Source organism: Gulosibacter molinativorax (assembly GCF_003010915.2).
GTDB classification, from domain to species: Bacteria; Actinomycetota; Actinomycetes; order Actinomycetales; family Microbacteriaceae; genus Gulosibacter; species Gulosibacter molinativorax.
Map to the genome: position 1 here is coordinate 1,296,880 of NZ_CP028426.1, position 26,669 is coordinate 1,323,548.

General features: G+C 63.1%; 26 protein-coding genes. 10 read left to right on the forward strand and 16 right to left on the reverse strand.

Translation table 11 applies throughout. The features are described 5' to 3' along the window. Window positions 1–89: 89 nt before the first annotated feature. The 7 genes from GMOLON4_RS06145 to GMOLON4_RS06175 form a co-directional block, all read right to left on the reverse strand. A complete protein-coding gene (locus GMOLON4_RS06145) occupies window positions 90–830 on the reverse strand; it encodes an SDR family oxidoreductase (protein ID WP_026937686.1) in 741 nt (246 codons plus the stop codon). A 97-nt stretch (window positions 831–927) separates the two neighbouring features. Then, window positions 928–2,175 carry an ABC transporter substrate-binding protein gene (locus GMOLON4_RS06150; protein ID WP_026937685.1) on the reverse strand — a complete coding sequence of 416 codons (1,248 nt, stop codon included), beginning with the start codon at window positions 2,173–2,175 and terminating at the stop codon, window positions 928–930. Between the two features lie 250 nt (window positions 2,176–2,425). Further along, window positions 2,426–3,640 carry an IS4 family transposase gene (locus tag GMOLON4_RS06155; protein ID WP_026937887.1) on the reverse strand — a complete coding sequence of 405 codons (1,215 nt, stop codon included), beginning with the start codon at window positions 3,638–3,640 and terminating at the stop codon, window positions 2,426–2,428. 82 nt (window positions 3,641–3,722) lie between these two features. Then, entirely contained in the window at window positions 3,723–4,871 is a 1,149-nt protein-coding gene (locus GMOLON4_RS06160) for a branched-chain amino acid ABC transporter permease (protein ID WP_051266274.1), read from the reverse strand. After that, entirely contained in the window at window positions 4,864–5,745 is an 882-nt protein-coding gene (locus tag GMOLON4_RS06165; RefSeq protein ID WP_026936111.1) for a branched-chain amino acid ABC transporter permease, read from the reverse strand. Before GMOLON4_RS06165 ends, GMOLON4_RS06160 begins: the two co-directional genes overlap by 8 nt. Further along, entirely contained in the window at window positions 5,742–6,524 is a 783-nt protein-coding gene (locus GMOLON4_RS06170) for an ABC transporter ATP-binding protein (protein ID WP_051266277.1), read from the reverse strand. Before GMOLON4_RS06170 ends, GMOLON4_RS06165 begins: the two co-directional genes overlap by 4 nt. Then, complete coding sequence (locus tag GMOLON4_RS06175; protein ID WP_051266280.1) at window positions 6,521–7,321, reverse strand: ABC transporter ATP-binding protein; 801 nt, start codon at window positions 7,319–7,321, stop codon at window positions 6,521–6,523. Before GMOLON4_RS06175 ends, GMOLON4_RS06170 begins: the two co-directional genes overlap by 4 nt. 190 nt (window positions 7,322–7,511) lie before the next feature. On the opposite strand from GMOLON4_RS06175, the gene GMOLON4_RS06180 reads away from it, so the two are divergent. Then, window positions 7,512–8,060 (forward strand): MarR family winged helix-turn-helix transcriptional regulator, encoded by a 549-nt coding sequence (locus GMOLON4_RS06180; RefSeq protein WP_084147338.1) that lies wholly within the window; start codon window positions 7,512–7,514, stop codon window positions 8,058–8,060. A gap of 63 nt (window positions 8,061–8,123) precedes the next feature. Here GMOLON4_RS06180 and GMOLON4_RS06185 read toward each other — a convergent pair whose 3' ends face one another. The 6 genes from GMOLON4_RS06185 to GMOLON4_RS06210 form a co-directional block, all read right to left on the reverse strand. Next, window positions 8,124–9,476: an MFS transporter gene (locus GMOLON4_RS06185; RefSeq protein WP_051266283.1), complete on the reverse strand. Its 1,353-nt coding sequence runs from the start codon at window positions 9,474–9,476 to the stop codon at window positions 8,124–8,126. A gap of 276 nt (window positions 9,477–9,752) precedes the next feature. Continuing rightward, a complete protein-coding gene (locus GMOLON4_RS06190) occupies window positions 9,753–10,286 on the reverse strand; it encodes a MarR family winged helix-turn-helix transcriptional regulator (protein ID WP_051266286.1) in 534 nt (177 codons plus the stop codon). A gap of 3 nt (window positions 10,287–10,289) precedes the next feature. Beyond that, on the reverse strand, window positions 10,290–10,574 hold the full coding sequence (locus GMOLON4_RS06195) for a DUF3039 domain-containing protein (RefSeq protein ID WP_026936116.1): 285 nt from the start codon (window positions 10,572–10,574) through the stop codon (window positions 10,290–10,292). A gap of 43 nt (window positions 10,575–10,617) precedes the next feature. Continuing rightward, a complete protein-coding gene (locus GMOLON4_RS06200) occupies window positions 10,618–12,171 on the reverse strand; it encodes a hypothetical protein (RefSeq protein WP_026936117.1) in 1,554 nt (517 codons plus the stop codon). Continuing rightward, entirely contained in the window at window positions 12,147–12,998 is an 852-nt protein-coding gene (locus GMOLON4_RS06205) for an ABC transporter ATP-binding protein (RefSeq protein ID WP_084147339.1), read from the reverse strand. Before GMOLON4_RS06205 ends, GMOLON4_RS06200 begins: the two co-directional genes overlap by 25 nt. 53 nt (window positions 12,999–13,051) lie before the next feature. Then, window positions 13,052–13,873, reverse strand: coding sequence for a carbon-nitrogen hydrolase family protein (locus tag GMOLON4_RS06210; RefSeq protein WP_026936118.1), 822 nt, complete (start codon window positions 13,871–13,873; stop codon window positions 13,052–13,054). 115 nt (window positions 13,874–13,988) lie between these two features. Between GMOLON4_RS06210 and GMOLON4_RS06215 the strand changes: the two genes are divergently transcribed. Then, window positions 13,989–14,381, forward strand: a complete 393-nt coding sequence (locus GMOLON4_RS06215) for a hypothetical protein (RefSeq protein WP_026936119.1) — start codon at window positions 13,989–13,991, stop codon at window positions 14,379–14,381. A gap of 130 nt (window positions 14,382–14,511) precedes the next feature. Here the strand turns inward: GMOLON4_RS06215 and GMOLON4_RS06220 are convergent, their stop codons facing one another. The 3 genes from GMOLON4_RS06220 to GMOLON4_RS06230 form a co-directional block, all read right to left on the reverse strand. Continuing rightward, the gene (locus GMOLON4_RS06220; protein ID WP_026936120.1) at window positions 14,512–15,303 is read right to left on the reverse strand and encodes an ABC transporter ATP-binding protein; all 792 of its coding nucleotides are present in this window, start codon (window positions 15,301–15,303) and stop codon (window positions 14,512–14,514) included. After that, a complete protein-coding gene (locus GMOLON4_RS06225; protein WP_026936121.1) occupies window positions 15,303–16,322 on the reverse strand; it encodes an ABC transporter permease in 1,020 nt (339 codons plus the stop codon). The genes GMOLON4_RS06220 and GMOLON4_RS06225 overlap by 1 nt, the downstream gene beginning before the upstream one ends. Before the next feature lie 76 nt (window positions 16,323–16,398). Beyond that, window positions 16,399–17,412, reverse strand: coding sequence for an ABC transporter substrate-binding protein (locus GMOLON4_RS06230; RefSeq protein WP_026936122.1), 1,014 nt, complete (start codon window positions 17,410–17,412; stop codon window positions 16,399–16,401). Window positions 17,413–17,554: 142 nt separating this feature from the next. Between GMOLON4_RS06230 and GMOLON4_RS06235 the strand changes: the two genes are divergently transcribed. From GMOLON4_RS06235 to GMOLON4_RS06270, 8 genes are all read left to right on the forward strand, one after another. Next, on the forward strand, window positions 17,555–18,043 hold the full coding sequence (locus tag GMOLON4_RS06235; protein WP_035731990.1) for an Lrp/AsnC family transcriptional regulator: 489 nt from the start codon (window positions 17,555–17,557) through the stop codon (window positions 18,041–18,043). Window positions 18,044–18,301: 258 nt separating this feature from the next. After that, complete coding sequence (locus GMOLON4_RS06240; protein ID WP_051266289.1) at window positions 18,302–19,207, forward strand: hypothetical protein; 906 nt, start codon at window positions 18,302–18,304, stop codon at window positions 19,205–19,207. A 91-nt stretch (window positions 19,208–19,298) separates the two neighbouring features. Continuing rightward, window positions 19,299–19,817, forward strand: coding sequence for a MarR family winged helix-turn-helix transcriptional regulator (locus tag GMOLON4_RS06245; RefSeq protein WP_035731993.1), 519 nt, complete (start codon window positions 19,299–19,301; stop codon window positions 19,815–19,817). 176 nt (window positions 19,818–19,993) lie between these two features. Next, the gene (locus GMOLON4_RS06250; RefSeq protein ID WP_026936125.1) at window positions 19,994–21,640 is read left to right on the forward strand and encodes a thiamine pyrophosphate-dependent enzyme; all 1,647 of its coding nucleotides are present in this window, start codon (window positions 19,994–19,996) and stop codon (window positions 21,638–21,640) included. A gap of 122 nt (window positions 21,641–21,762) precedes the next feature. Then, window positions 21,763–22,968, forward strand: a complete 1,206-nt coding sequence (locus tag GMOLON4_RS06255) for a hypothetical protein (protein ID WP_051266293.1) — start codon at window positions 21,763–21,765, stop codon at window positions 22,966–22,968. Beyond that, a complete protein-coding gene (locus GMOLON4_RS06260; RefSeq protein ID WP_051266300.1) occupies window positions 22,965–24,572 on the forward strand; it encodes a VWA domain-containing protein in 1,608 nt (535 codons plus the stop codon). The genes GMOLON4_RS06255 and GMOLON4_RS06260 overlap by 4 nt, the downstream gene beginning before the upstream one ends. Further along, window positions 24,569–25,297: a YtxH domain-containing protein gene (locus GMOLON4_RS06265; protein WP_146137424.1), complete on the forward strand. Its 729-nt coding sequence runs from the start codon at window positions 24,569–24,571 to the stop codon at window positions 25,295–25,297. The genes GMOLON4_RS06260 and GMOLON4_RS06265 overlap by 4 nt, the downstream gene beginning before the upstream one ends. Window positions 25,298–25,300: 3 nt before the next feature. After that, on the forward strand, window positions 25,301–26,542 hold the full coding sequence (locus GMOLON4_RS06270) for a toxic anion resistance protein (protein ID WP_051266303.1): 1,242 nt from the start codon (window positions 25,301–25,303) through the stop codon (window positions 26,540–26,542). The last annotated feature ends 127 nt before the right edge of the window (window positions 26,543–26,669 follow it).

Here is a 26,669-nt window from a genome sequence, read left to right on the forward strand (position 1 = left end):
CACCGGACGGATCCTCACGTTAACCGCAGGTGAGTGGCCTCGCGAGAATCGCGAGGCCACTCACTTGCGCGCTCTGATCAGCCGCGCCGCTAGGGAGTCACGAGCGACAGTCCCCCATCGATGGCGAGCGTCTGCCCGGTCACCCACCCCGCCGCATCCGACAGGAAGAAGCACACTGGGCCGGCGACATCTTCGGGAACTCCGATACGTTCGGCCGGGTAGGCCGCGGCGAGCTCGGCCTCACGGCCCTCGTACATGGCCTTCGAGAAGTCGGTCTTGATCGCTGCCGGTGCGACCGCGTTCACCCGGATGTTCGGTGCGAATTCGACTGCGAGCTGTCGGGTGAGCGCAAAGAGCGCCGATTTCGACACCCCGTACATCCCGATTCCGGTGCTTGGTCGAAGCCCCGAAATCGATCCGACGTTGACGATCGCCCCGCGCCGCTCCCGAAGACCGAGCTCGTACCCGAGCCGACTCATCTTGAGTGCGCCAAGTACGTTCGTGTCGAGGATCTTCCGCGCGACATCGAGATCGAGCTGAACTAGCGGGCCAAACACCGGGTTCATGCCGACGTTGTTCACGAGATAGTCGATCCCGCCGAACTCATCCGTAATCGCACGGCGTAGGGCATCGTCATGTTCTGGCTGGCCAAGCTTTCCCGCCACGCCTCGAGCCCGATCACCGAGCTGCTCGAGCGCCGCATCCAGCGAATCCTGCTTACGACCGGTAATGATCACCGTGGCGCCGCCAGCGATCAGCTCCTTCGCGATCGCGAATCCAATCCCCCTGCTTCCGCCAGTTACAACCGCGACCTTCTGGTCAAACCTCATAAACCCTCCCCTTCGAGTGTCACGTGCAGATCAGCGCCATGATTCCACACTGTCGAGTATGGAATCACGGCGCTGATCGCAGGTGAATAGTTATTACTTAGTCGTTCGTTACGGCCGGGTTCGAATACGGGCCGTCCTCACGCGAGGCAATACCGCCCGGGGCCTCCGAATCGAGCTTGATGATGAATTCCTCCACCGTGGGCGACTTGCCGAGCTCGGTGTAGTCCATGTCGGGCATGACGCCGTCCGAGGTCAGCGTGCCGAGGTCGTTCTTGGCTGCCACGACACCCTCGGGCGTCAGGTCACCCAGCTCGCAGGCGCGATCGAGAATCTGGTGCATCATGGCCGCGGTGCCGTAGCCCATCGGTACCTGGTTCGTCTCAGGCGTCGACCCGAATTCCGCCTCGTACGCCGTGATAATTGGCTCACCGGCAGGAAGGTCGAACGTGGTCGCCATCGAGCCGGCGGTGAAGTGATCCTGCAGGTACTGGCCGCCGGTGTTGTTCATGAGCGAGGCGGTGTACGAGGGCCACGAGCCAGCCATTGCAACGTCCTCACCCGCAGCCTCGAGCACAGTCGCGACCGAGCTAGTGTGCGCCGGAACCGAAGCGATAAAGAACGCAGTGGCGCCCTGCGAGACCGCGTTGTTCACGGCGGAAGTCATGTCCGAGTCGGTGGGCTTAACCAGAGAATCGACGAGCGTAATGTCGTGACGTTCGGCAAATGCCTGGACGCCGACGTGCGCGGATTCGCCGTAGTCACCCTCGAGGTAGACCATGCCGATCGTGTCGCCTTCAGCGATGGTGCCCTGCTCCAGCATGTACTCAAGCACCAGCTCCGCGTCGAGGTTGTACAGCATTGCCGGAGTCAGGATGACGTCGGACTGCGCAAGGTGCTCGGTTGCCGAGCTCGGCACGATGAGTCGGTGGTCGGCCTCTGCCTGGTCGAGCACGGCGGCGGTCTGCGAGCCACCGACGAGTGCCTGGTAGGCGAGCACGTTCGGAGTCATTTGGTTGTACATGGATACCGAATTCTGGACGTTGTACCCGTGGTCCTTCGTGTCGAAGGCCACCTGGTAGGTGCCGCAGACACCGCCCGCGGCGTTGGCTTCGTTCCAGTAAAGAATGCTGCCGTTGTTCATTTCCGTGGTCAGCGCCGCGAAGGGTCCCGTCAGGTCACCGAGGAGACCAAGGGTGATCGTGTCACCCGAGATTCCGGCCCCGGTGAGAACGTCACCGGCTTCTGCGCTGCCGCCGTCAGCCTTGGTGCTGCATGCCGACATAGTCGCTACGAGTGCGGCAGCCCCGAGGACTGCACCGGCCCGGCGAATTAGTTTCTTGTTCATTGTCACTCCATCGTGAAGGGAATTGTGTTTGGGATTAGTAGCAATACCGTTCAGTTAGCAGCGACTGACGCTGATCGTCGTCTGCTTAGCAGGCTGGGGCCAGTCGGCGTGCTCGGCACGTTTGACGTGCCACTTCACGTACTTCCGTTTCACCACCCGGGGAGCAGAACGGCGTCGACGCACGGGATTGAGCCGCGCAAGGAGCCGGCGAAGGAACCCGAGCCAGCCGGGACCGTCGCGGTCATGCTGGTCAGGGGAAAAAAGCGCCCGGATGGGCGAGGGTTTGACGAGTGATCCGCAACGCAGCAACAAAACTCACCCGGTCCGGATCATGCCCTTGATGGGCGGCAGCCTCGCCCATCAAGGACCGGATCGCGAAGTGGCAGCACAAGTGTCCCCAGATCTCCTGCAACACCAGATCCGGAGACTTGGAACGCAGCACCGTACGCGGCCCTCGTTGGTGGGTCTTGAGCTCGTCGAAGGCCAGCTCGATCTCCCACCGCTGGGAATAACCGGCGGCCAGCTGCGTGGCAGACACCTCATCCGGATCAAGCAGGGTTGTGAACAGACGGTATCGCTCGGGATGTTCGCGGCCGTCATCGATCGTGTAGTCGATCACGCGCACGCGCATCGGCTCGGCCCGCCGGGCTGCGGCCGAGTGCGTCTGGCGCAGGTCAGCCAGCCACGACCCGTCGGGTAGATCCGCGACGTGGACCGGCTTCGGTGCGCTCTTGTCGGTGCGGATCCGCCACAACAAGTCCGCGCCGGTCGCGGTAGCCTTCCGCCACAGGGCGTAGGAGAAGAACCCGCGGTCGGCGGTGAGCACCATCCCCCGTTGCAGCTTCGGCACAAGCCGCGCAGCGAGGGTCGCTTCGGATTCGCGGTAGGGGCCGATCTCAGCAGCGAAGATGGCGTGGGTGCCACACTCCGCCAACGCCACGACCCGGGCTTGGGGGAACGCGGACTGCTCGCCCTTGCTGGTCGCAGGTCGACCGAAGTGCGCGTGGTTCACCGCAGTGTCGGCAACATCGAGGCACATTCCATCGATCGCGACCAGCCGACGGCCCGCCAACCAGACACCCGGCGTGCTCGCGTCACCGATCGGGTTCGCGACTCGCTCGAACAGCGCAGCCAACGGTTCGAACCCCAACCGGGCCCGAGCTTGGAAGATCGCAGACTTGCTCGGTGGTGTGTAGGTTTCGGTCCAGCCAGAGGCCCAGGACAGGCCATCGGTCAATTGCGACCAGATGTCCTCGTACGACCCCTCCGAGTACAGCGCCATTCCGATGGAGAAATACGCCATCACCCGCGCCGGTAGCGAGCGATGACGTTGCTCGGTACGACCTGTCTCGGCGATCACGTCATCGACCACGCCGGGCGGGAACACCCGCGTCAGCACACCGACCGACACCAAATCCGACAACCGACGTTCGGACTCCGACTTCTTCCACCCAGCTCTTGGCATACCACCAAACTACACCGCTGTAACCCTAACTGAACGGTATTGGGATTAGTAGGGATCAATTTCGAATGCGCGGATTTCGCCGCTATTTGGCGACGGCTACCACGCTCTTGGTCGTGAGATCGGGGCTGTCGTCATCGTCCGGGCGGAATCGTCGTTTGAGCCATCTGCCCAGGTCGTGCCAGAGTCCGGCGAGCCCAGTGGGTTTGAAGATGAGCACGAGGATGATCGCGGCACCATAGATGTAGTTGGACAGGTGCGCGGTCGTGATCCCGAACTGCGTCACGAACTCAAGCGAGGAAGAGTTCGCCTGGAGCACTTGCGGGAGCGCCACGACGAATGCCGCACCGACGACGGCACCGCCAACTGAGCCGAGACCGCCGATGACGATCATCGCGAAGAACTCCAGCGACAGCGACATGTCGAACGACTGTGGTGCGATGCTCCCGATGGCGAGCGCGTACAGGACACCGCCCATACCGGCATAGATCGAGGACAGGAAGAACACCTTCCCCTTGTGATCCATGACCTCGACACCGACGACGGATGCGGTCAGCGGCGACCCGTTAATGAGTTTCAGCGCACGACCGGTTCGCGAGTTCAGCAGGTTCTTGGCGAACCAGATACCGATCGCCAGGACTACGAGACCGAGATACCACTGGAGTTCGGCCTTACCGAACGGCACACCGGCGACCACGATCGGATTCTCACTGGCGCCGAACACGATTCCGAATAGTTCAAAGGTTGGGGCCGCGCGACCATTGAAGCCACCGGATAACGCGCTCGCGGTGTTCAGCACGTGCACACCGATGAACACGAGTGCGAGGCTTGCCACAGCCAGGTAGATTCCGCTGAGTCGAGCAGATAGCGGCGAGAACGCGAGGCCGGCGATTCCGGCGATAATCACCGCTCCGATCATTGCGAGCAGCGGCGGCCAGCCCAGTCCGATTATTGGCCCAAGCGAGGTCTCGCCAGATTCACCGGCGAGCACGACATAGGACAGCGCGCCGAGTCCCATGAAGAACGGGTGCGCCATCGACAGCTGGCCCGCCGTGCCGGTAAGGATGTTGAGCCCGATCGCGCCAATCGCGAGTGAGCTGACGAGGAAGCCAAGCTGCAACCAATACGCGCTGATATAGAGCGGCAGGATGAGCAGGATGATCGCGCCGACGATGAGTGCGCCGGCCTTGAGATAGTCCGAACGAGTGCGCTTCTTTCGCAGAATGTCAGGCACGAGAAATCTCCTTACGCCCGAAGAGTCCTTGCGGACGGATGATGAGGACGATGATCAGCACGATGAACGGGATGACGTCGCCGATGCCTCGTCCGAGGAACTCGAGCTGGGCTTGGTAGCCAGTGGCGAACGCCTCCGTCACGCCGATGATCATTCCGCCGACAAGGGCACCTGCCACCGAGTCAAGGCCGCCGACGATTGCGGCCGGGAACGCACGCATCGCCACTGCGGCGAGCGTTGGCGCGAGCCCCGGCGTTGGAGCTCCGGTGAGGAAGATTCCCGCGATCGCGGCAAGAGCACCCGCGATCGCCCACGAGGTGATGGAAATCTTGCCGAGCTTCATGCCGAGCAGCTCGGCGGTCTCGCGGTCTTCCGCGGCCGCGCGCATCGAGACGCCCCACGCGGAGTACCGGAACGCGAGGAGGAACACGACGACGATGACAACCGCGGTGACGATTGCGATCAGGCGGTTGATCGGGATGGGCGAGCCGAGAATCTCAACGGATGCGGAGCCCCACGGCTGGCCGAGTGGCAAGATATCCACGCCGATTTGGCGTACGAGCTCGGTGTTGAGGATCACCTCAAGTCCGATCGTCATGATCGTCAGAGAGATCACCGAAGCGTCGCGGATCGGGCGGACGAGCACGCGCTCGACGATCACTGCGAGCAGCGCCGCGGCCAGAATGCCGGCCACGACGGCGCCGAAAAAGCCGAGCACCTCCGACGTTCGCGCCGTCACGTAGGCACCGGCGACGACGAATGAGCCATGCGCGAAGTTGAGCACTTCCGACGTCTTGTAGATGATCACGAAGCCGAGCGCGACAAGTGAGTACACCGCGCCTAGCGACAATCCTGCGATGAGAACGTCAATCACGGCGTCTCCTTTGTGGCCGGGGTGCCGAGGTACGCACCAATGACTGCGGGGTCTTCCTGGATGTCCTTCGGGACACCGTCGGCGATGCTTCGACCAAAGTCGAGAACCGTGATCTGGTCCGAGATCGACATCACCATCTCCATGTCGTGCTCCACGAGGAGGATCGTGACATCGAGGGATTCGAGCACGACCTTGAGAAGCGACGAAACATAACGCTTCTCGTTGGCGTTCATACCCGCGACTGGCTCGTCGAGAAGTAAGAGCTTCGGCTCCATCGCGAGTGCTCGGGCGATCTCGACTCGCTTCTGTCCGCCATAGGACAGCTCGCCGACCGGGCTCTCCAGAAACGGCTCGAGGTCCAAGAAATCCGCAATCTCGTGCACGCGCTCGAGGTGCACGCGTTCCTCGCGAACCGCCGATGGGAGGCGAAGGCCGTTGGCCACGAATCCGGACTTCATCAGCGCATGGCGTCCGAGCATCAAGTTCTCTTGGACCGTTTGGTCACCCGAGAGCGCGATGTTCTGGAACGCACGGCCGACGCCGAGTCGGGTAATCCGATCTGCACGCATGCGCGTAATGTCTTTGCCCTCAAACTCCACGCGCCCCGCTTTGGTGCGGTATACGCCGGAGAGGACGTTGAGCAGCGTGGACTTTCCCGCGCCGTTCGGCCCAATCACCGAGTGGATCGTGCCGGGCTGTACCGAGAAGGTAACTCCATCGAGTGCCTTGACCGCGCCAAAGCGAACTTCGACTCCTTCGAGTTCGAGTAGTGCACTCATCGTGCTCCCTTCCACGGCGAAAGCTTCTTATCGGCAACGGCGTTGATCGCGGTCGTGTCGACGGCCGCATCTCCCCCGCCGTGGCCGAGGTAGAGGTGCTTGATCTCATCGGTCTGACGAAGATCTTCTGTCTCACCCTCGAGCGAGACGCGTCCACCTTCCAAGACGTAGGCGTAATCGGTAACGCCGAGCGCCATGTTCGCGTTCTGCTCGATGAGCAAAATCGCGGTGCCTTCGGCATTGATCTTCTTGATCACGTCGCCGACCTGCTCGACGATGATCGGCGCGAGGCCGAGCGACGGTTCGTCAAGCATGAGGAGCTTGGGCTTCGCCATCAGTGCGCGACCAATCGCGAGCATCTGCTGCTCGCCGCCGGACATGAGGAGGCCGCGCTGATTCGCGCGCTCTTTCAGTCGCGGGAATAGATCGTAGACGTGTTCACGAGTCTGTTCGATCGATTTGCGGCTCTGCCGCAGGCCGCCGAGGCGAAGGTTTTCCTCCACGGTAAGACGACCAAAGATGCGACGCCCTTCGGGCACCTGCACCACGCCCATCCCCACGATGGAGGGTGTGTCGCGCTTGTTCAGGATGTCGCCGTCGAACTTGATCTCACCGCCAACGATCTTGCCGCTGTGTCGCTTGAGATTGTTCGACACTGAACGCAGCAACGTCGTCTTCCCCGCGCCGTTACTCCCCAGTAGCGACACTGCTCCCTTTTCCGGCACGCGGATGCTCACATCCTTCAGTGCCGGCAGAGTCCCGCCGTATGTCACGGCGAGATTCGAAATTTCGAGCATCTTTTTCCCTTTCAAAACTGCGTTGTTCCCAGGGCGGATCAAATCTATCTAGATTTCTAGCTAGAGTTCTTACAACATAGCATTGAGACGGATGCTCATCAACCCACGACTCCGCCGAGCCACGCACCGACGCGTGCCCGGCAAAGCACTCAATGGCGAACTCGGAGTCACTCAGAGAGAGAATTAGGCCATGCCCAGTAACCAACCGAAAGTACTCAATACCCGACGCATCACACCGGGCGAGTACGAAGAGCTAGCGAAGTCCGCCGCCCTGGAAATGTCTGACGGTCAGGCCGACCTCGTGTTGACGAGTCTGATTTTCAATCTGATGCGCACGTCAAACCGGATCGTTCGCGACTTTGAAGTCGCCGTTTACAACACGGCGGAGCTGAGCTGGGCGGCGTATCAGCTGCTCTACACGCTCAAGTCGGTCGGGCCAATGCATCCTAAATCTCTCGCTCGGATTGCCGGAGTCTCAACCGCATCCATGTCGAGTCTCTTGAACACGATGACGAAGAAGAATCTCGTCACGAGGACTCCAGACCCTGATGATGGTCGCCGCCAGATCGTGACGCTGACCGAAGAGGGCGAATCGATCCTGCAGGTGATGTACCAGGAAAATCGCGACCGCGAGGAGGCCTGGGGAGAGGCGCTCACCCGGGATGAGGCCGAGCAAATGGTGACGCTCCTACAAAAGATGCTGCTGCACCGTCCACGACCGCACCGCATCCCGGAATGATCGCGAATAGCCGAGTGCGACCCGAACGGGTCGCACTCGGCTATTTAGTCCGCCGCGGAGGAACTACCTAGTGACCTCCTGCACGGCGCGCTTCTTGCCAGTCAATCGCAGCAGGAGGACGGCGCCGAGGCTCACGACGGCGAGCACCACGACGTAGGCGGCGACGTTGTAGATACCCCAGCCGTTGTCCAGGCCGACGAGCCACGTGGCGAGAAGCGGCGCGACCCCCGCGCCCAGGATTGACGAGATCTGGAACGTGAGCGACATTCCGGTGTAGCGATCCTCAGTGGCAAAGTGGTCGGCAAGGAACGCCCCGAGGGGTGACAGCAGTGCCGCCTGGAGCACGCCGTTCGCGAGGATGAACCCGAGGATCGTAACAGGAACGGAACCACTGGACAGGAGCATGAAGGCGGGGAATGCGAGCACAACATACGCAAGCGCTCCGAGCATCATCGCGCGAGAACGGCCGAGCTTATCGGAGAGGGCACCGAACCCTAGCGTCGTGAAGATCTGCAGGAACGTCGAGACCGAAAGGAGCAGGAGCGCGGTCTGTTGCGAGAAGTACCCCTGGCCAACGAGGTAGGGAACCATGAAGACGACCATCACACCGTTCAGGAACAGCGGCGCGAGTCCCGAAAGGATCAGCAGTACGGACGTGCCAGAGTAGCGACGAAGGATGCGCATCAGCGGCACTCCGGAGTGCACGCGACCGAAAGCGCGAGCAGCCTCGAACTCAGGCGATTCGCTCACGCGCGACCGCAGGTAGATGCCGATGATCACGAGTGCAGCCGACAGGATGAACGGCAGACGCCATCCCCAACTCATGAATGCGTCCTCGGGCAGACCCGAAACGAGCGCGAACACGATCGTACTGAGCAGGCTTCCCGTCGGGGAACCCGACAACGTGATAGCGGCACCAAAGCCGCGATTCTTTTCGCCCGCATGCTCCGCTGCCATCAGCGTTGCACCCGCCCACTCGCCTCCAACGGCGAGTCCCTGGATGATGCGCAGGAGCGTCAGCACGACTGGCGCAGCTGCACCGATCATCGCGTACGTCGGCAATAGGCCCATCAGCACCGAGGCTGCGCCCATCACGAACATCGTGACGACGAGGATGTTCTTGCGCCCGAATTTATCCCCGAGGTGACCGCAGACCAGCCCACCAATAGGCCTGGCGATGTATCCGCTCAACAGAATCGTGTAAGAGAGCACGGTGCCAATAACGGGGTCGAGGTCCGCAAAGAATAGATAGGGAAATACGAGACCGGCTGCTGCGCCGTAAAGGATGAAGTCGTAGTACTCCACGACGGTGCCAAGATAACTCGCGAGAAAGGCGCGGCGACGGTCGCGCTTAGTTTCGGTGGATGCACGCTCGGTTGTCGCGCGCACGTCCTCTACCTGCAATTGGGCGGACATTTTGGTTGGTACCTCCGGTCGAAGCAACGCTGCCTGGATAAGGATGGAGGGGATGCGAGACCAGCCCAGTCCCCCACTTGAACTTCCTTGTTCTTTCTCAAGAAATCTAGCTAGATCTCTAGCTAACACGACAAAACTAACAGGAGGACGGGCGCGCGGCAAGCACATTCTTCGCCCGAGCATTCGCCCACCACACAGCACGGACTCTGACCGCAAGGGGTGGCAGTCGTGCAGACGGTGCCGTTACACCTCACGCGTCCGCGACCACGGGGCGAGCTAATTCGACGACGAACGAGTCGTCAGTACTCTCTCGAGAAGATGCGTGAGCTGGGCCAATTCCTCTGGCTCCAGCCCACCGAACCAGTCCTTTGCAATGCCAATCTGGCCCTCGAGCGCTTCCCTCGCGACTTCGCGGCCTCGCTCCGTCAGCTGGATCACGAAGGTGCGGCGGTCATCACCCTGTTCACGAGTGATGAAACCGTCACGCTCAAGCGTCGTGATGACGAGCGACACTGCCTGTCTACTGACGCCAATAATGCGGGCAAGTGAGCGCGCCTCGAGCTGCCCGAAGATCGACAACGCGAACACCGTCGAAAAACCGGTCCAGCGCAGGTCCAATGGCCGATGAACCGTGCGCTCAGAATCCTGCTGAAATGCTGTTGCCAAACGAAGGACCAGCAGCCCCGATTGCATGAGCGATTCATCGGCGTCGGGGAACTCCTTGCGGAGATACTCATTCGATGCTCGCGTGAAGTCAGCGGCGCGGATAATTTCTTGTTGCTGGTTCTCCCCCGCTGGCCGGTCGCTCACGACCTAACCGCGCATCCGATCGTAGATTCGCTTGCAGTCGGGGCAGATCGGGAAGCGATCCGGGTTCGAGTTCGGCAGCCACTTCTTGCCGCAAAGCGCGCGAACGGGCTTACCGGTGATCGCCGACTCCGTGATCTTCTCTTTGCGAACGTAGTGGGCGAACTTATCGTGATCGCCCTCATCGATTTGTTCGTCTTCCAGCAGCTTTTCGAGCTCGCGATCGAGTACGTCGGTGCCACCTGCGGGGTTGTCACTGCCAGGAGAAAAGTCGGGGTTCTGAGGAGCCATACCGCCAATTCTACGAGACCAAGCCGAACGTCAGTAGCCCGCGCTAGTAGCTCTGGGCGAACTCCAGCAGCTTCCAGCTGCGCTTGCCGAACACACGACCGCCGATCTGCATTCCGATCAGGCACAGCAGCAGTCCTGTGGCCACGCCGATACTCAGCGTCGCCCACGCGAAACCCCAGTGCGCATCCCGAATCGCGACGATCGCCAACCAGATGACGTGCGAACAGAGCGCGATCTCGATGACACCGGCGAGGGGATGCATCACGAGGGCGTCGCCCCAGCTGCGGATCGGCTGCGAGAAGGGTGAATCGCCCGGACGCGCCACGGGGTATGGACGCCACGCCGACATGATCGCCGAGCCGCCAACCGCCGCACCGAGGAGCCCGAGGGCGACGCCGGCCGTTGCCACTCCGGCGATGCCGCTGTCGGCGAACCACATCGTGACCAGACCGCCGAGCAGCACCACGATGATGCCGAGGGTGAGTGTGGGGAGCGCCCGCCCGAACCGGTCGACGATCCCGCGCATCCCGCTCGTGACGTGTAGCCAGAGTGCCGTCGAGTCGTAAGCCGTGTCATTGTGCATCGCCCAGCCCAGTAGGAACGCGAAGATAGGCAGCGGCAAAACGGTCAGCCACGTGAGCGAGAGTCCGCCGAGCGCGATCGGGATCACCATCAGCACGGGAAGCAAGATTACGGTTGACAGCAGCACGCCATAGCGGCCATCGCGCAACCACGCGAGCCCGATGCGGGTGCCGACGGCGCGTGTCGCGTTACCGGCCGAGTTCTTGAACAAGCCAAGGCGGGTGCTGCCGCCGGGCGTGACATCGCGCATCGCGCGTCGCGCGGAATACCTCCCCAGGCCGAGCTCCAGGATGAGCAGCGCGAGGATGAGCCCGACGGTCCCGAGAATCGGGAGGACCGATCCGCCGCCATTACCGAGCAGAAGCATGCTGGCGGGCGGAAACCATTCCATAGCCTTGGTCGCGGCGTCGCCGCCGACTTCCACGGCTTCGCGCCACGGGAGAAAGAGTACGGCGTACGTAAGCGGCGCCGCGACCAGCAGCACCAAGTAACCCGCGAGCCGGCCAACCTCGCGCCCCCAGCGTCGACCGCTCAAACCACGCCCCGAACGAACGCCGAGCCGGGCGAGAAGCACCCACGTCAGTGCGATGAGCAGCGCGGCGACCACCATCTCCCACGGCGCGCTGCCGGGCATGGCGAGCAATACGACGAGCGCGGCGAGCCCAAGCAGTGCCAGCGGCGCAGGCGTCAAGAAGCTCGAAAACAGCGTGCCCAACGCGGCCGCGGTCGGCGACTTCCCCGCGAATACCACTGCCCGTTCATCGAGCGGGTCGGCCGCGTGCGTAATCGCTCCAACCGCGAAGCAGCCGATGCCAATGGCAGTGACGAGCGCGCCACGAATTAGCTGTCCACCCGCATCCGCGGATCCCGATGCCAGCTGGGTCGTGATCGCCACCACTAGGAGCCCGAACGCGATGGCGTAGACGCCAAACCAGGCGCTACCGCGAACCTGACCCCGCGGGGTGAACGACTGCGCGACGCTCCGCCAGCTCAGCGAAACGAGATGTCCAGCCAATCCAACCCCTCCGATTCCTCCGGGCCGCGCACGATGCGACGGAAGCGTTCCTCAAGCGTCAGCTCGCCACGAACCTCATCGAGGTCGCCCTCGGCGATGAGTTCCCCGTCGACGATGACCGCAATGTGATCGCAGACTCGCTGCACGAAATCCATCGAGTGGCTCGACAGCAGCACGGTGCCGCCGCGACTCGTGAAGGTCTCGAGCACCTCGACGATCGTGCCCGCCGAGACCGGGTCGATGGCATCGAGCGGCTCGTCGAGCACGAGCAGCTCAGGGTTGTGGATGAGCGTCGCGGCCAGGCCGAGCTTCTTACGCAGGCCAGACGAGTAGTCCACGACGAGACGGTTGACGTTGTCGCGAAGGTCGAAGGCGTCGACCAGGTTCTCGGTACGCTCCAGCACCTCGGACTTCGAGAGCCCGCGAATCGAACCCACGTACGAGAGGTACTGCGCGCCCGTGAGCTGCTCGAACATCCGCAGTCGGTCGGGTAGCGTGCCGATCCGCTTTTGCGCGCCCTGGCGGTCGCGCCACACGTCATCACCGAGCACCTCGACGCTGCCTGACGATGGCGGCAGCAGACCGGAGATCATCGAGAGTGTCGTGGTCTTGCCCGCACCGTTCGGGCCGACAATGCCCGAAAACGAGCCGCGTTCGACGGTGTACGTGATGTCCTTCACCGCGGTGGTTCGCCCGAACCTCTTCGTGAGGCCGTCAAGCCGCAGCGCGACGTCATCCGTCGTCGCCTCGATGTCGTCCTTCGCCGCGACTTCAGTGGCTGCGGGGTCAGCCGCATCCACTTGCTGCGATTCAGCCTCAGTACTCATTCCGTAAACGCTAGCAAGCTCTGGCAGCTTTGCTCGCTGCCAAGCCGATGAACTCAGTCCACCCGAGGGATGACTTGCGCGTCACCATACCGGCGAAGCTTCAGCGCGGGGTTTTGAGCGCGCACCGATTCCAACGTCTGCCGTTCGATCCACGCCACGGCCACGCCCTCCTCACTGCCGAGTCCGGCAACCGCGATGCCCCGCGGGTCGAGGATCGCAGATCGCCCCACTGCCACGGGCGGCGCCTGGTCCGCGCCGATGACATAGGCCGTGTTTTCGATCGCGCGCGCCTGCAGCAGCGTGGTCCAGTGGAACTCCTTGAGCGGCCCGCGGACCCACTCGGCGGGAATCGCGAGGATCTCCGCTCCGGCGTCGACCAGGCGGCGACTCGACTCCGGGAATCGCAGGTCGTAGCACGTCTGGAGGCCGACTCGGAACCCTTCGACCTCGACCACGACGGGCGCGGCCGACGGGTCCCCTGCATGTAACCAGTCGCTCTCTCCCCCGCCGAAGGCGTCATAAAGGTGTACCTTGCGGTAGCTGCCAAGCAACTCCCCCGTCGCGGAAACCGCAACTACCGTGTTGTACGGCTTCCCCGATTCCCCTCGCTCGAGCAGGCTCGCGATGATCGCGATGTCGAATTCCTGGGCGATTTCTTTGACACCTTGCAGAAACGGCCCGTCGAGCGGCTCGGCGTACTCGTGCATCCATTCGCCCTGGTCTTTCGCGAACGCGGCGGCGTACTCGGGCGCGACGGCAAGGCGCGCTCCACGGGCGGATGCGGTGGCCACGTGGCCACGCAAGGTCGCGAGATTCTCGGCCCGCTCGAGGCTCGGTGCGAACTGAATAATGGCGCAAGCGAAGGCATCTGACATGCGGCAAGGATACGCAAGAAGACTGGCCACGCCCGGGTGCTTGTGACCAGTGGTTTTGCGCGCTAGCGTCAGTGTCGAGCGGTGCACGGGGCGTCGCAATCGAGAGGATGCTGTCATGGCGAAATATGCCGTACTCATGCGCTATGAAGTCACGAGTGGTTTGGTCGTTGAGGCAAACAATGAAGACGAGGCAATTGAGATCGCTCAACAGTTTGAAGAGCGGGTCCACGATGGTGCCGTCGATGCCGATGGCATCAAGGTTTCGGCACGAATCTGGGGCGGCGGTTCCGCGGACGTAGAAGTGGCCGTCGACGAGGACGACGCAGAAGACCTCATCGATGAGTGGATCGACGAGCTCGAAAGCGACGAAGACGACTTCGAGGATTACGACGAGGACGAGGACGAGGACGAGGAGGAGTCGGAGGCTGACGGCCGTGAGGACCGCCACTCGGAAGAGGACCTCGACCCCGACGACGACGCCGACGAATACGACGAGAACAACAAGTAGCTGACTCCCGGGTGCGGTCACTGGCTCTCCGCAAATAACCACGGCAAATACCCACGACCAGCACCCACAATTCGGGCCGGTGACTCCGCAACGGAGTCACCGGCCCGAACTGATTTTTGCAGCCTCGACGTTAGCCCAGCATCTGCTTATCTGAGAGCACCGCCCCCTTGATATCGGCGAAGCGGCCCAGGAGGTCCTTGACCGTCGCCTTCTGCTTCTCCTCTGCCTCGAGCTGATGGATGATCTGGCCCTCGTGCATCATGATCAGGCGGTTACCGAGCGCAATCGCCTGCTCCATGTTGTGTGTCACCATCAGCGTGGTGAGGCCAGACTCGCTGACGATCCGCTCGGTCAGCTGCGTGACGTGCGCCGCACGCTGCGGGTCAAGCGCGGCGGTGTGCTCGTCGAGTAGCAGGATGCTGGGCTTCGTGAACGCGGCCATCAGCAGCGACAGTGCCTGCCGCTGACCGCCGGAAAGCAGGCCGACGCGCGCCGGCAGGCGGTTCTCGAGTCCGAGCCCGAGCTGCTCGAGCTGCTCCTTGAAGAACGCGCGACGCTTGGCATTGAGGCCGAGGTTGAGCCCACGCGACTTGCCCCGCTGCAGGGCAAGTGCCAGGTTCTGCTCGATCGTCAGGTCGGGGGCCGTGCCTGCCATCGGGTCCTGGAACACGCGGCCGTAGTAGCGAGCCCGCTTGTAGTCGGGCATCCGCTTGACGTCGGTGTTGTCGATCCAGATCTCGCCGGAATCAATCTTCATCCGACCGGTGATGGCGTTCAGCATGGTCGACTTGCCCGCGCCGTTCGACCCGATCACGGTGACGAAGTCGCCCTGTTCGAGCCGGAGACTGAGGTCAACGAGTGCCTTGCGCTCGTTCACCGTGCCCGGGAAGAAGGTCTTTGAAACGTCTTTGAGCTCAAGCATTAGCGCTGGCCTCCCTCACTGGCAGGGGCGGTGGATGCGGCGGCAGCTGGTGCTACCAACTCGGCATCCGGGGTCGGCGGCTTCGTACCCGAGCCGCTCGCGGTGCGGAATAACCCGGAAAGGCGCCCGCCGAGCCCGAATCGCGGCAGCAAGAGCGCGACGATCACGATGATCGCGGTGATGAGCTTCATGTCGTTCGGGTTGAGGCCACCGTAGGTCAGGGCAACGAAGATGATGAGACGGTAGAGCAGCGCGCCAACGATGACGCCGAGCGTTGCGAGCCAGACGCGGTTGTTGCCGAAGAACGCCTGACCGATGATGACGGATGCGAGGCCGATGAGGATCAAACCAACACCCATCGAGATGTCCGCAAAGCCCTGGTACTGGGCCACGAGCGAGCCGCCCGCGGCGACGAGACCGTTCGAGAGCGCGAGGCCGAGGATCTTCTGGTTATCGGTGTTCGCGCCGAGAGAGCGAATCATCTGCTCGTTGTTACCCGTGGCCTGCAGCGCGAGGCCGCGGTCGGTCGCGAGGAACCAGTCGATGATGAGCTTGAGGACGAATACGCCGATGAAGAGCAGCAGCGGACCAAACCAGGTGCCGAGCATCCCGGCTTCGCGCAGCGGTGTGAAGACCGTGTCCGAGCGCAGCAGCGACACGTTGGCAAGGCCCGGGCTGATGCCCGTACCCGACTCCGCGTCGAAGGTCGACAGCCCCATCAGCCGCAGGTTGACCGACCAGAGCCCGATCATGGTGAGGATTCCGGCGAGGAGTCCGTCGATCTTGCCCTTCGTATGGAGAAGACCCGTGATCGAGCCGGCAACGGCGCCGGCGAGGAAGGCGATGAGGGTCGAGGTGATCGGGTCCAGGCCCAGGGTGATGAGGGTTGCTCCCGTAGCACCACCGGTCGTGAAGCTACCGTCCACCGTGAGGTCCGGGAAATTGAGCACGCGGAACGTGAGGTACACGCCGAGTGCGACGACGGCATAGATGATGCCGAGCTCAAATGCGCCAATCATGACGATATTCCTTTCTGACGTGAGTCGGCGCCCGGGGTTCAGGGTCTCTGCCTCCGGGCGCCGAGCATCAGGTCAATTACTCGATGACGGTGTCCGCGCGGTCGAGGACCGCCTGCGGCAGCTCGACGCCCTGTGCCTCTGCCGCGGAGGGCGAGACAAAGAGTTCGAATTCCGTCTGCGACTCGACCGGCATGGTGGCGGGATCTGCGCCTTCAGTCAGGATCTTGACCGCCATCTCACCGGTCTGCTGACCGAGCTTTTCGTAGTTGAGGCCGAGGGTGCCGATTGCGCCGCGCTCAACGGTCGCGGTGTCACCCGCGAAGAGTGCAATCTTGTTTTGCTCGGCGTGCTGGACGACTGTCTCGAAGCCCGAGACGACCATGTTGTCGGTGGGGACATAGATCGCGTCGACGTCGCCGAGCGACTGCAGTGCCGTCGGGATCTCGTTGACCGCGGTGATCGTCGCTTCCTTGACGTCGATACCGAGTTCGGCTGCGGTTTCCTTCGCGATGTCGACCTGGATCTGCGAGTTCACCTCGCCCGAGGAGTAGACGACGCCGATGCTGGCGACATCTGGCACGATCTCCTGGATGAGCTTGATCTGGTCGGCGACCGGGTTCATGTCGTTCGTACCGGTGACGTTGCCGCCCGGTTCCTCATTCGAAGCGACGAGCTCTGCGGAAACGGGGTCGGTGACTGCCGTAAACAGGACCGGCTTGTCGGTGATTGCCTGCGCGGCTGCCTGCGCAGCTGGCGTCGCAATCGCGAGGACGAGGTCCATGTCAGCGTCCGACGCGAAGGTGTTCGCGATCGTCACGGCAGTGGCCTGCTCGCCGTTCGCGTTCTGCACGTCGAACTCGACATCGAGACCCGCGTCGGTGAACGCTTGCTGGAAACCCGCCGCCGCGGCGTCGAGCGCCGGGTGCTGCACGAGCTGCGAGATGCCGATCTTGTAGCTCTCGCCAGTTCCGGCACCGCCGGTTTCGGCATCCGTCGAAGCGGGCGATCCGCCACCGGCACAGCCGGCAAGGGTCAGCGACGCCGCCGCGACCAGCGCAAGACCGCCGAGGAACTTCGAAGTGCGTTTCATTGGGACTCCTTTGTCAGAATGACTTACTTCTCAACGATGAGATTGACAACCAAAACTATCAGAATGTTGCCCCATACTCGTAGCGGGTTGTACATTCTTACAACACTGTTGCCAAAATGAAGTACAACGGAGTACTACGATCATGGACCGACTCGACTATTCGATCATTGAGCTTTTCACCGAACAACCCGGCGTCAGCGTGCTGTCCGCGGCGCGTGAACTCGGCGTTGCCAGGCCAACGATCCAGGCTCGCCTCAATCGGATGCGCGAGAAGGGCATCCTCATCGACATCGTGCCGAAGCTCGCACCGGACCCGATGGGCTTTCCGGTACAGGCCATGACGATGTTACAAATTGATCAGCGCATCGGACACGGTGGACTGCATGACGATTTGCTCGCTGTCCCCGAAGTCATCGACTTCTCGACGATGGCGGGTCCGTGGGACATCCTGCTGCGCATCGTGGCGCGCTCGAATTCGGATCTGCAGCGCGTGATTGACAAGATCGCGCGCCTCGAGGCCGTCTCGCGCACGTCCACATCCATCGTGCTGCGTGACCTCGCGAGAAACCGACTCCTGCCGCTCATGGACGAGGCCACTAAAGACACCGGAAGCCCCGGTCGCTCGTCGTAATCACAACGTGCGTCCAGGGCTAGGGCCAGCGGCAGAAAGTGTCGGTGGCGCTAGGTATTCCCAGATCTCGATAACAAATCCGCCCCCAGTCTCGTCACGATCTGGTAGCTAATCGCGAACGGTGCTTCGAATTTCCAGTTTTCGCTGGCATGCTTTCTTTCGTGCTGCGCACGAGTGTGTCCGTATAGACGCGATATATCGCGACTAGCTGTGTGATTGACCAAGCCAATCCGCGGCGCAGCTCTGGAGGTGAACACCATGAAGATCAAAGCAACTCCCCTGACCGCAGAACAGCTCCGCGAAGAGGCCGCAAAGGCGCTCGCAGCCGAGCAGCGAGCAATGCTGAATCAGGGCGAGGACGCGTTCGTCGACGGCGCGCCCACGCGCGATTTCCTCATGCGCAGCCTCGACAAAATCCTTGTTGCCCAGCGCCCGACCGCAATTAGCTTCGTGCGTCGGATGCGCCGGAAGGCACCCCACGCCGCCCCGGCCGACCTCATTCGCGCCACCGACAACTGGTATCGACGCACCGCGATGGGCACCGGCGGCGGTGTCGGCGCGGCGGCCGCGATCCCCGGGGTGGGCACCGCGGCCAGCGTCGCGATCGTCTCGGCCGAGGTTGTCTCTTTCCTTGAGCTCACGGCGCTCTACGCGCTCGCGCTCGCCGAGATCCACGGCGACGCCACCGAGGATCCAGACCGCAGCCGCACCCTCGTGATGGCGGTCATGATGGGCGAGCGCGGCCAGAAGCTCGTGCAGGAGTTCATCGGCAAGCGCGGACCGGTCTCGCTCGTCGGCAGCAAGTTCTGGGGTGAACTGGTCACCCAAGCCATGCCACAGCTGCTCGTGAACGAGCTCGGCGGCAAGCTTGCGAACGACTTCCTCAAGCAATACACGAGCAAGCAGGTCGCCGGCACCGTGGGCAAGCTCCTCCCCCTTGGCATCGGTGTCGCGATGGGTCTGTTCGCGAACCGGGGCCTCGCCAACGAAGTAATCGCAACGGCACGGACCGCGTTCGGCCCCGCGCCCGCCACGTTCGTCGGCGACTTGAGCGACGCATCCCTCACCGTCGCGGATGTCGAGCGCCAGCTGCGCAAGCTCGAGAAGAAGATCAAGCGCAAGGAGCTGCGCAGCAAACCGCGTCGCCGCGAAATCACGAAGTAGGACTCGCAGGCAGGAAAGTGCCCCCCGCGGCACCCGCTGAAGGTTGGGCCGGTCACCAGGTCACCGGCCCAACCTGGTTAGAGTTATCAGCATGGGGCAAGAGGAATCAGCGCGTTGGCTTAGCGATCGAGAACGTGGCGCGTGGATGCGCCTGGTCGCCGTACTCGAGCTGCTCCCGTCGACGATCGACTCGCAGCTGCGGCACGACTCAGATCTCACCTACACGGAGTACTACGCCCTCGCGATGATCTCGGAGACCGCCGAGCGACGCGTGCAGATGAAGCGACTCGCGACGCTCACGAACACCACCCTGCCGCGGCTGTCACGGGTGATCTCGGGCCTCGAAAACGCGGGGTACGTGGCGCGCGTCCCGAACGAACACGACGCGCGCGCTACGGACGTGGTGCTTACCGAGCAGGGTTGGGATGCGCTCGTCGCCGCCGCCCCGGGGCACGTCACCAACGTGCGCCAGCTCGTATTCGACCCGTTGACCGATCGTCAGGTCGACGAGCTCATCGGCGTCACGGATGCGTGGCTCGACGTGCTCGATCCCGACCGCAAGATGGTGCGAAACTCCGAGGCTTGGCCAGACCGGTCGGAGTGCGAATAGCACATCTCGAGGTACACAGTGTTGTATTTCGGCACAATCGAACGCCATTGATTTACCAGATCGAACAATTGGTGTCAGAATGTCCGAGTCCCCACAATGGAGTACCTAGGAATATTTGAAATATGCTATCGCCTGCAACCGGAGTCATTCCGACGGTTGACGTCGTCACCGAAAAGATGAATCAGCCTGTCCAGCACAAGTCCGCTGGCCACGCAATTGTTGAGACGCTCGAGGCCCACGGGGTCAAGCGCGTGTATGTGGTTCCTGGCGAAAGCTATCTCGACGTCCTCGACGGTCTGCACGACTCGTCGATCGAGACCGTCATCTGCCGCCACGAAGGCGGCGCGGCGTACATGGCCGAGGCGGATGGCAAGCTGCTCGACGTCCCGGGCGTCGCGATGGTGACCCGCGGACCGGGTGCCGCGAACGCCCACGTTGGCCTGCACACCGCGTGGCAGGACTCGACCGCGATGGTGCTCTTCGTCGGGCTGATCCCATTCGAACACCGCGAGAAGGAAGCTTTCCAGGAGTTCGATCCGAAGCAGTGGTTCGAGTCCGGCGCGAAGCGCGTGATGGTCCTCGACCACCCGAACCGTGCGAGTGAGATCGTCGCCGAGGCGATGTTCGCGGCCTCGGCCGGCCGTCCGGGTCCCGTCGTTGTGGGGCTCCCGGAAGACGTCATCAAGGAAATTGTGGATGGCCGCGTCCACCCCCAGATTCCGGTCGCGACCGGTGGCATGACGGTCACGGACTGGAAATCGCTGCGCGACTCGCTACTCGAGTCGGAGCGACCGCTGTTTATCACCGGCGGTAACGACTGGACTGATGGGGCTGCCCGCGAGCTGTCGAAGTGGCTCGAGGAGCACTCGCTCCCCGCCGCCGCCGAGTGGCGCACCGAGGGCACCGTCCCGTTTGACTCCCCCTCCTACGTCGGCCCAATTGGCTACGGTCGCCCGAAGTTCTCGAACGACCTCATGGAAGACACCGACCTCATCGTGTTCGTCGGCACGGTTCCCGGCGACGTGATTACCTCGGGCTTCACCGGTCGACAGAACTGGAACCAGCGCAACTTCATCGTCACGATCGACCCGTCGCTCCGCGGCCGCTCGGGCCCCATCTCACACCAGATCACCGCGAAGCCGCACAGCTTTGTGCGCGACCTCATTCGCATGGACCTCCCCGTGCGCGACTCGTGGCGCGAGTGGACGAGCGGCCTGCGCAAGCAGCAGGAAGAGTGGTCGGCGCTGCCGTCGTCGACTCCGTCCGAAGGCCAGGCGAAGATGGCGACGCTCATGGCAAACCTCATCGAGCGCCTGCCCCAGGATGCGATGGTCACCTTTGGCGCCGGCGAGCACACCAACTGGGCGCACCGCTACTTCCCCACCCGCCAGTACGCGTCGATGATCTCGGCACGTAACGGCTCGATGGGGTACTCGGTGCCCTCGGCGGTCGCTGCCTCCCTCAACTACCCGGATCGCGTCGTGGTGACGATCGCGGGTGACGGCGAGTTCCTCATGAACGGCCAGGAGCTTGCCACCGCTGCACAGTACGGCGCAACTCCGCTCGTCATCGTGATGGACAACCAGGAGTACGGCACGATCCGCAGTCACCAGGAGAAGGACTACCCGGGACGCATCTCGGGCACCCAGCTCAAGAATCCCGACTTCGCGAAACTCGCCGAGTCCTTCGGTGGCGTCGGTTTCCGCGTCGAAAACGATGCCGACGTTCCCGCCGCCGTCGAAAAGGCGCTCGAGACGGTCCAGAACGGTGAGACGTTCGCGCTCATCCACCTGATCGTCGAGCAGCGCATCAAGGCGTTCTAGGCAAATTGCGGCAACACGGTCGAGGGCTCCGCAGACGCGGGGCCCTCGATTGTTTCCGACACGTTGCCAATTGTTAACTTTCCGCTGCTGCAATCCACTGAAGAGCTTGGGAAGGCAGCCGCGTGAAACTGAGAACACCGCATTTTATTGGGATTGGCCTTCTAGCCCTCGGCATAGTCGCGGTCCTTGTCGTCCAGCTCACGGGCATCGGCCGGGGCGGCACGCCCAAGTTCAACCTCACGGTTGTCGACGGCGTCGTCGGGTCCGAAAAGGCCGAGTTCTTCGAAGACCCAGCGGTGCAGGATGTCTTCGCAAGCCACGGGTACGACGTGCGCGTCACCAAGTCAGGCTCCTGGCGCATGGCCTCCCTCGACGGCGTGACCTCGAACGACTTCGCCTTCCCCGCATCCGAAATCGCCGCCGAGAACATCGCGAACACGCACGGCGACGCGGTGGTCTCGACCCACAAGCCGTTCTTCTCGCCCCTCGCGATCGCCACGTTCGAGCCCATCATGACGCTGCTCGAAACGAACGGCGCGGCCTCGAAGGATGCATCAGGCCGCTGGACGCTCGACATGGCCGCGTATCTCAAGCTGGTCGAGGACGACACCCGCTGGAACCAGCTGGAAGGCGCCGCGGGCTCCTATAACTCCCCCCGCAGCATCCTCATCACGTCGACCGACATCCGCACCTCCAACTCGGCCGGGATGTACCTGGCGCTGTCCTCCTACGTCTTGAACAACAACTCCGTCGTCTCCTCGCAAGCCCAGGCCTCGGAGCACATGGACCTGCTGACGAAGCTGTTCGTCTCGCAGGGCTATTCGGGTTCGAGCTCGACGGCACCGTTCGACGACTACCTGTCGCAGGGCATGGGTGCCGTCCCGATGGTCATGATCTACGAGGGGCAGTTCCTCGAGGAGCAGCTCAAGGAAAACTCGCGCATCCAGGACGGCATGGTGCTCGCGTATCCGTCGCCGACGATCTTCTCGGTACACACCGGCGTGACCTTCTCCGAAGAGGGCCAGGCCGTGATGCAGCTGCTCGAGACCGACCCGGAGCTTGCGACGCTGCTCGCCGAGCACGGCTTCCGGCCGCAGGGGCAGAACGCCGCCGCCTTCGAGACTTTCTTGCAAGAGGAACAGCTCACGAGCTACCCGAGCACCTCCGAGTTCGTGAATATCGCGTCCGAGCCGAGCTACGAGGTGCAGGATGCGATGCTCAAGCGAATTAGTGAGGCCTACGACATCTCCGGGGCACCGCCCGCAGTACCCGAAGAAGAGCAACCCACCGATGCCGATCCCGCGGCAACCGAGGAAGGCAATCCGTGATCAAGGCAATCCACCGCTGGTTCAAGCGAACGGGCGCCCGGCTGAGCGCCGTTCTGGCACTCGCGCTGACGCTTCCCCTCGCCCTCGCCGGGTGTGGCGCCTTCGGCTCGGGCGAGCCCCTGCGCATCCTCGCCGGCTCCGAGGTCCGCGACCTGGAGCCCATCCTCGAGGAAATGACCCGCGAGACCGGCGTGCAGATCGAGCTGGAATACATCGGCACGCTCGATGGCACGGAGGCGCTGCTCGAGGCAGGCAGTAACGGCGAATGGGACGCGACCTGGTTCCCGTCGAACCGCTACCTGTCGCTCTTCCCGGAGGGCCAGGATCTCATCGCGACCAGCGAGTCGATCATGCGCTCCCCCGTCGTGCTCGGGCTCAAGGCGGATGTCGCATCCTCGCTCGGCTGGTCGGCCGATGCCCCGCCGACGTGGCAAGAAATCATCGACGCCGTGAACGCTGGCACGCTGACGTACGGGATGACGAGCCCGATCTCCTCCAACTCGGGGTTCACGACGCTCGTGCAGCTCGCGACCGCGCTTTCCGGCACCGGCACCGTGCTCGAGCCCGGTGACGTCGCTGCGACCACCGCTCCCCTGCAGGACTTCGCGAAGGGCCAGCAGCTCGCCTCCGGTTCCTCCGGGTGGCTCCTCGACAAGTTCATCGAGGACCCCACCGTCGTGGACGGAATCTTCAACTACGAATCGGTGCTGCAGAACGTCGAGGTCGACGGTGAGCCGCTCACGGTGCTCATCCCCTCGGATGGCGTCATCACGAGCGACTACCCGCTGGCGCTGCTGAGCGGTGCGGACGAAATGAAGACCGAGCAGTTCAACCTCATGACGGACTACCTGCTCTCCACCGACGTCCAGCAAAAGATCGCCGATGACACGCACCGCCGCACGAGCGTGACGCCGCCGGCAACGGACGCGAGCGTATTCGAGCTGCCCTTCCCGAACCAGCTCGGTACCGTGCAGTCGCTGCTGCAGACGTGGATCGCGGACGTCAAGAAGCCCTCGCACATGGTCTTCGCGATCGACACCTCCGGCTCGATGTCCGGTGACCGCATGACGCAGCTCGACGACGCGCTGCAGGTGCTCTCCGGCATCGATAACCAGGGCACCGGGGCTTTCCTCAAGCTGCAGCCGCGCGAACAGATCACCTTCCTCGAGTTTGCGAGCAGCGTGAAGTCGGACGAGTCGTTCGCCCTCCCCGCCGATCAGTCGGGTTACGAGGAGGCGATGGCCTCGATTGGCGAGCACATTTCGACGTTCGAGCCTGGCGGCGGCACGTCGGTGTACACCACCTTGGCCCAGGCGTACGAGAGTGCCGTAGCCGGCGCGGGCGAGGATGCGATCTCGTCGATCGTGCTCTTCACCGACGGCCAGAGCAACGAGGGCATGTCGTACGAAGAGTTCGAGTCCTGGTACGAGGGCTTCGTCGCGGAGAATCCCGAGGCCAAGTCGATCCCGGTCTACACCGTGCAATTCGGCGACGCCAACCGCAGTGAGATGGAGTCGATCGCGACGCTCACCGGCGGCCGCCTCTTCGACGCAACCGAAGATTCACTCGCCGCGGCGTTCCGCGAGATCCGAGGCTACCTGTGACGCAAGCAAACCGGGCCATGGCGTCCATCGGGATTGGCGTGGTCGTCGGCGCTGCGGCCGCGGCGGCCTGCATCTTCCTGCTCGGCATCGTCTGGCCTCTCGGTGTCGGTATCGGTGCCGCGGTCGGCGTCGGGGCGGGGCTGCTTTTGGCACCAACCGCGCCCTCGAAGCTCGAGATCGTGCACGCGACGCCGGTGACGGTCGAGGATTCGCTGAACGCCGTCCTCGACAGCGTCACCGCGATGTCAAACACGATGCGGCGGCTGCAGAGCCGCCCGCTTTGGGCGAATTCGGGTGTGGATGAGCGCATCAACCAGTTGCTCGGACGTGTTCGCTCGCTCGCGATGCTCCCCGAGCTGCGCTCGCGCAAGCAGGTCGACGGCGACGTTCACATGCTCTACGTGATCGGCACCGATTACCTCCCCACGGTCGTCAATCACGCGATCGAGAATGATCGGATGCACTCATCGTTCTCCGGCGCGAGCTCGCGTGCCCAGGTCGAGCAAAACGTTCAGTCGTTGGATGATCAGCTCGGCGTACTGTCAGAGGTGCTCGATCGCATCGAAAACGACATCGCGCGCGGTAAGACCCAAAGCATCCAGGAACACGCGGCATTCTTGAAGATGCGTTTCGAGCAGTCCGGCACGACCTCGGTGCTCGACCTCCAGCAACCGCTTGAGGCGCCGTCCGCCCATGAACTCCCGTCCAATCGCAAAAGTGAGTGATGAATGAACCAGAAGCTGCAGCCCCCGTCGCCCGAGGATCTTGAGCCCATCGAGGCCGCCCCGCCCGTGCAAGAGGTTGAGCCGGCCAAGGCCCACTCGATGCTCCCCGATGTCGACCCGAACACTGCCCTCGATCTCCAGCACCGCGCAGACACCTGGGTGGGCCACCTCGCCACGCTCAAGCCGAAGACACCCGAGTACACCGAGCAGGTGCGTGCGATCTCGCAGGTCGCCCGTCAGGAAATCCAGCAGACGACCAATGCCACCGGTCGCTTCTTCGAGCGGAGCCTGAACCAGGCCAAGACCGAGGGCGACGGCGGTCAGGCCGTCGAGGTCTCGAAGTCGCTCGTTGACCTCCGCAATGTGGTCGAAGAGCTGCAGCCCGAGCAGCAGAACGCGGTGGGCCGATTCTTCGGCAAGCTGCCCGGTTCGCGCGGGGTGAAGCGCTACTTCCGTCAGTACGAATCGAACCAGGACCAGCTCAACGCGGTGCTGCACGCGCTTGAGCGCGGCCAAGACAACCTTCGCAAAGACAACGCTGCGCTCTCGCTCGAGCGACGCACGCTGTGGGATGCGATGGGCGAGCTCAACAAGCTCAGCGCCCTTCTGACCGAGCTCGACCAGTCGGTGCTGCGCAAGATGGACCAGCTCAGCGCCCAGGGCCAGGTCGAGGAGGTCAAGGCGCTCGAGCAGGATGTGCTCTTCGCCATTCGCCAGCGCCACATGGATGTGCAGACCCAGCTCGCGGTGAGCGTGCAGTCGTACCTGTCAATGGATCTCATTCAGGACAACAACCTGAAGCTCGTTGACGGCGTCGAACGCGCGAAAACCACGACGATGACCGCGCTCCGCACTGCGGTGGTCGTGGCGCAGGCACTCGAGAACCAGCGGCTCGTCCTCGACCAGATCGACGCCGTGAACGCGACGACGAACTCGATGATCGAGAAGACCTCGGGGATGCTGCGCGATAACTCCGCGCGCATCCAGGAGCAGGCGGTCACTTCCGGCGTCACGATGGAGACGCTGCAGAAGGCGTACGACAACGTCTTCGCCGCGATCGACCAGGTCGAGCAGTTCCGGTCGACCGCGAACAAGAACTTCGCGACGTCGATCGAGTCCCTGAGCCAGCAGCTCGAGCGCGCGACCCCGTACATCGAGCGCTCCCGCGAGAACGAGCTCTCCCGCGAGGCCGAGAACAGCGGCCAGGTCGGCGCCGGCAAGCTGCCTCCGGAACTCACGCTCTAGCGCTGGTTAAGTAGCCGCAAAGCGGCGTATTGTAGCCCCGCAGCGCACAACGCGGGCCGAACGAGACTTCTCGTTCGGCCCGCGTTGTTTGTCTCTGCTGGTTTCGCCACAGGGCCGGTTTCGATAC

Coding starts and splice junctions, on each gene's coding strand:
- GMOLON4_RS06245 (WP_035731993.1), top strand. CDS start 19,299: ATGGGGCAAGAGGAATCAGCGCGTTGGCTTAGCGATCGAGAACGTGGC.
- GMOLON4_RS06175 (WP_051266280.1), bottom strand. CDS start 7,321: ATGCTCGAAATTTCGAATCTCGCCGTGACATACGGCGGGACTCTGCCG.
- GMOLON4_RS06180 (WP_084147338.1), top strand. CDS start 7,512: ATGCCCAGTAACCAACCGAAAGTACTCAATACCCGACGCATCACACCG.
- GMOLON4_RS06215 (WP_026936119.1), top strand. CDS start 13,989: ATGGCGAAATATGCCGTACTCATGCGCTATGAAGTCACGAGTGGTTTG.
- GMOLON4_RS06155 (WP_026937887.1), bottom strand. CDS start 3,640: ATGCCAAGAGCTGGGTGGAAGAAGTCGGAGTCCGAACGTCGGTTGTCG.
- GMOLON4_RS06250 (WP_026936125.1), top strand. CDS start 19,994: ATGAATCAGCCTGTCCAGCACAAGTCCGCTGGCCACGCAATTGTTGAG.
- GMOLON4_RS06185 (WP_051266283.1), bottom strand. CDS start 9,476: ATGTCCGCCCAATTGCAGGTAGAGGACGTGCGCGCGACAACCGAGCGT.
- GMOLON4_RS06240 (WP_051266289.1), top strand. CDS start 18,302: ATGAAGATCAAAGCAACTCCCCTGACCGCAGAACAGCTCCGCGAAGAG.
- GMOLON4_RS06195 (WP_026936116.1), bottom strand. CDS start 10,574: ATGGCTCCTCAGAACCCCGACTTTTCTCCTGGCAGTGACAACCCCGCA.
- GMOLON4_RS06225 (WP_026936121.1), bottom strand. CDS start 16,322: ATGATTGGCGCATTTGAGCTCGGCATCATCTATGCCGTCGTCGCACTC.
- GMOLON4_RS06205 (WP_084147339.1), bottom strand. CDS start 12,998: ATGAGTACTGAGGCTGAATCGCAGCAAGTGGATGCGGCTGACCCCGCA.
- GMOLON4_RS06150 (WP_026937685.1), bottom strand. CDS start 2,175: ATGAACAAGAAACTAATTCGCCGGGCCGGTGCAGTCCTCGGGGCTGCC.
- GMOLON4_RS06220 (WP_026936120.1), bottom strand. CDS start 15,303: ATGCTTGAGCTCAAAGACGTTTCAAAGACCTTCTTCCCGGGCACGGTG.
- GMOLON4_RS06235 (WP_035731990.1), top strand. CDS start 17,555: ATGGACCGACTCGACTATTCGATCATTGAGCTTTTCACCGAACAACCC.
- GMOLON4_RS06210 (WP_026936118.1), bottom strand. CDS start 13,873: ATGTCAGATGCCTTCGCTTGCGCCATTATTCAGTTCGCACCGAGCCTC.
- GMOLON4_RS06145 (WP_026937686.1), bottom strand. CDS start 830: ATGAGGTTTGACCAGAAGGTCGCGGTTGTAACTGGCGGAAGCAGGGGG.
- GMOLON4_RS06270 (WP_051266303.1), top strand. CDS start 25,301: ATGAACCAGAAGCTGCAGCCCCCGTCGCCCGAGGATCTTGAGCCCATC.
- GMOLON4_RS06230 (WP_026936122.1), bottom strand. CDS start 17,412: ATGAAACGCACTTCGAAGTTCCTCGGCGGTCTTGCGCTGGTCGCGGCG.
- GMOLON4_RS06170 (WP_051266277.1), bottom strand. CDS start 6,524: ATGAGTGCACTACTCGAACTCGAAGGAGTCGAAGTTCGCTTTGGCGCG.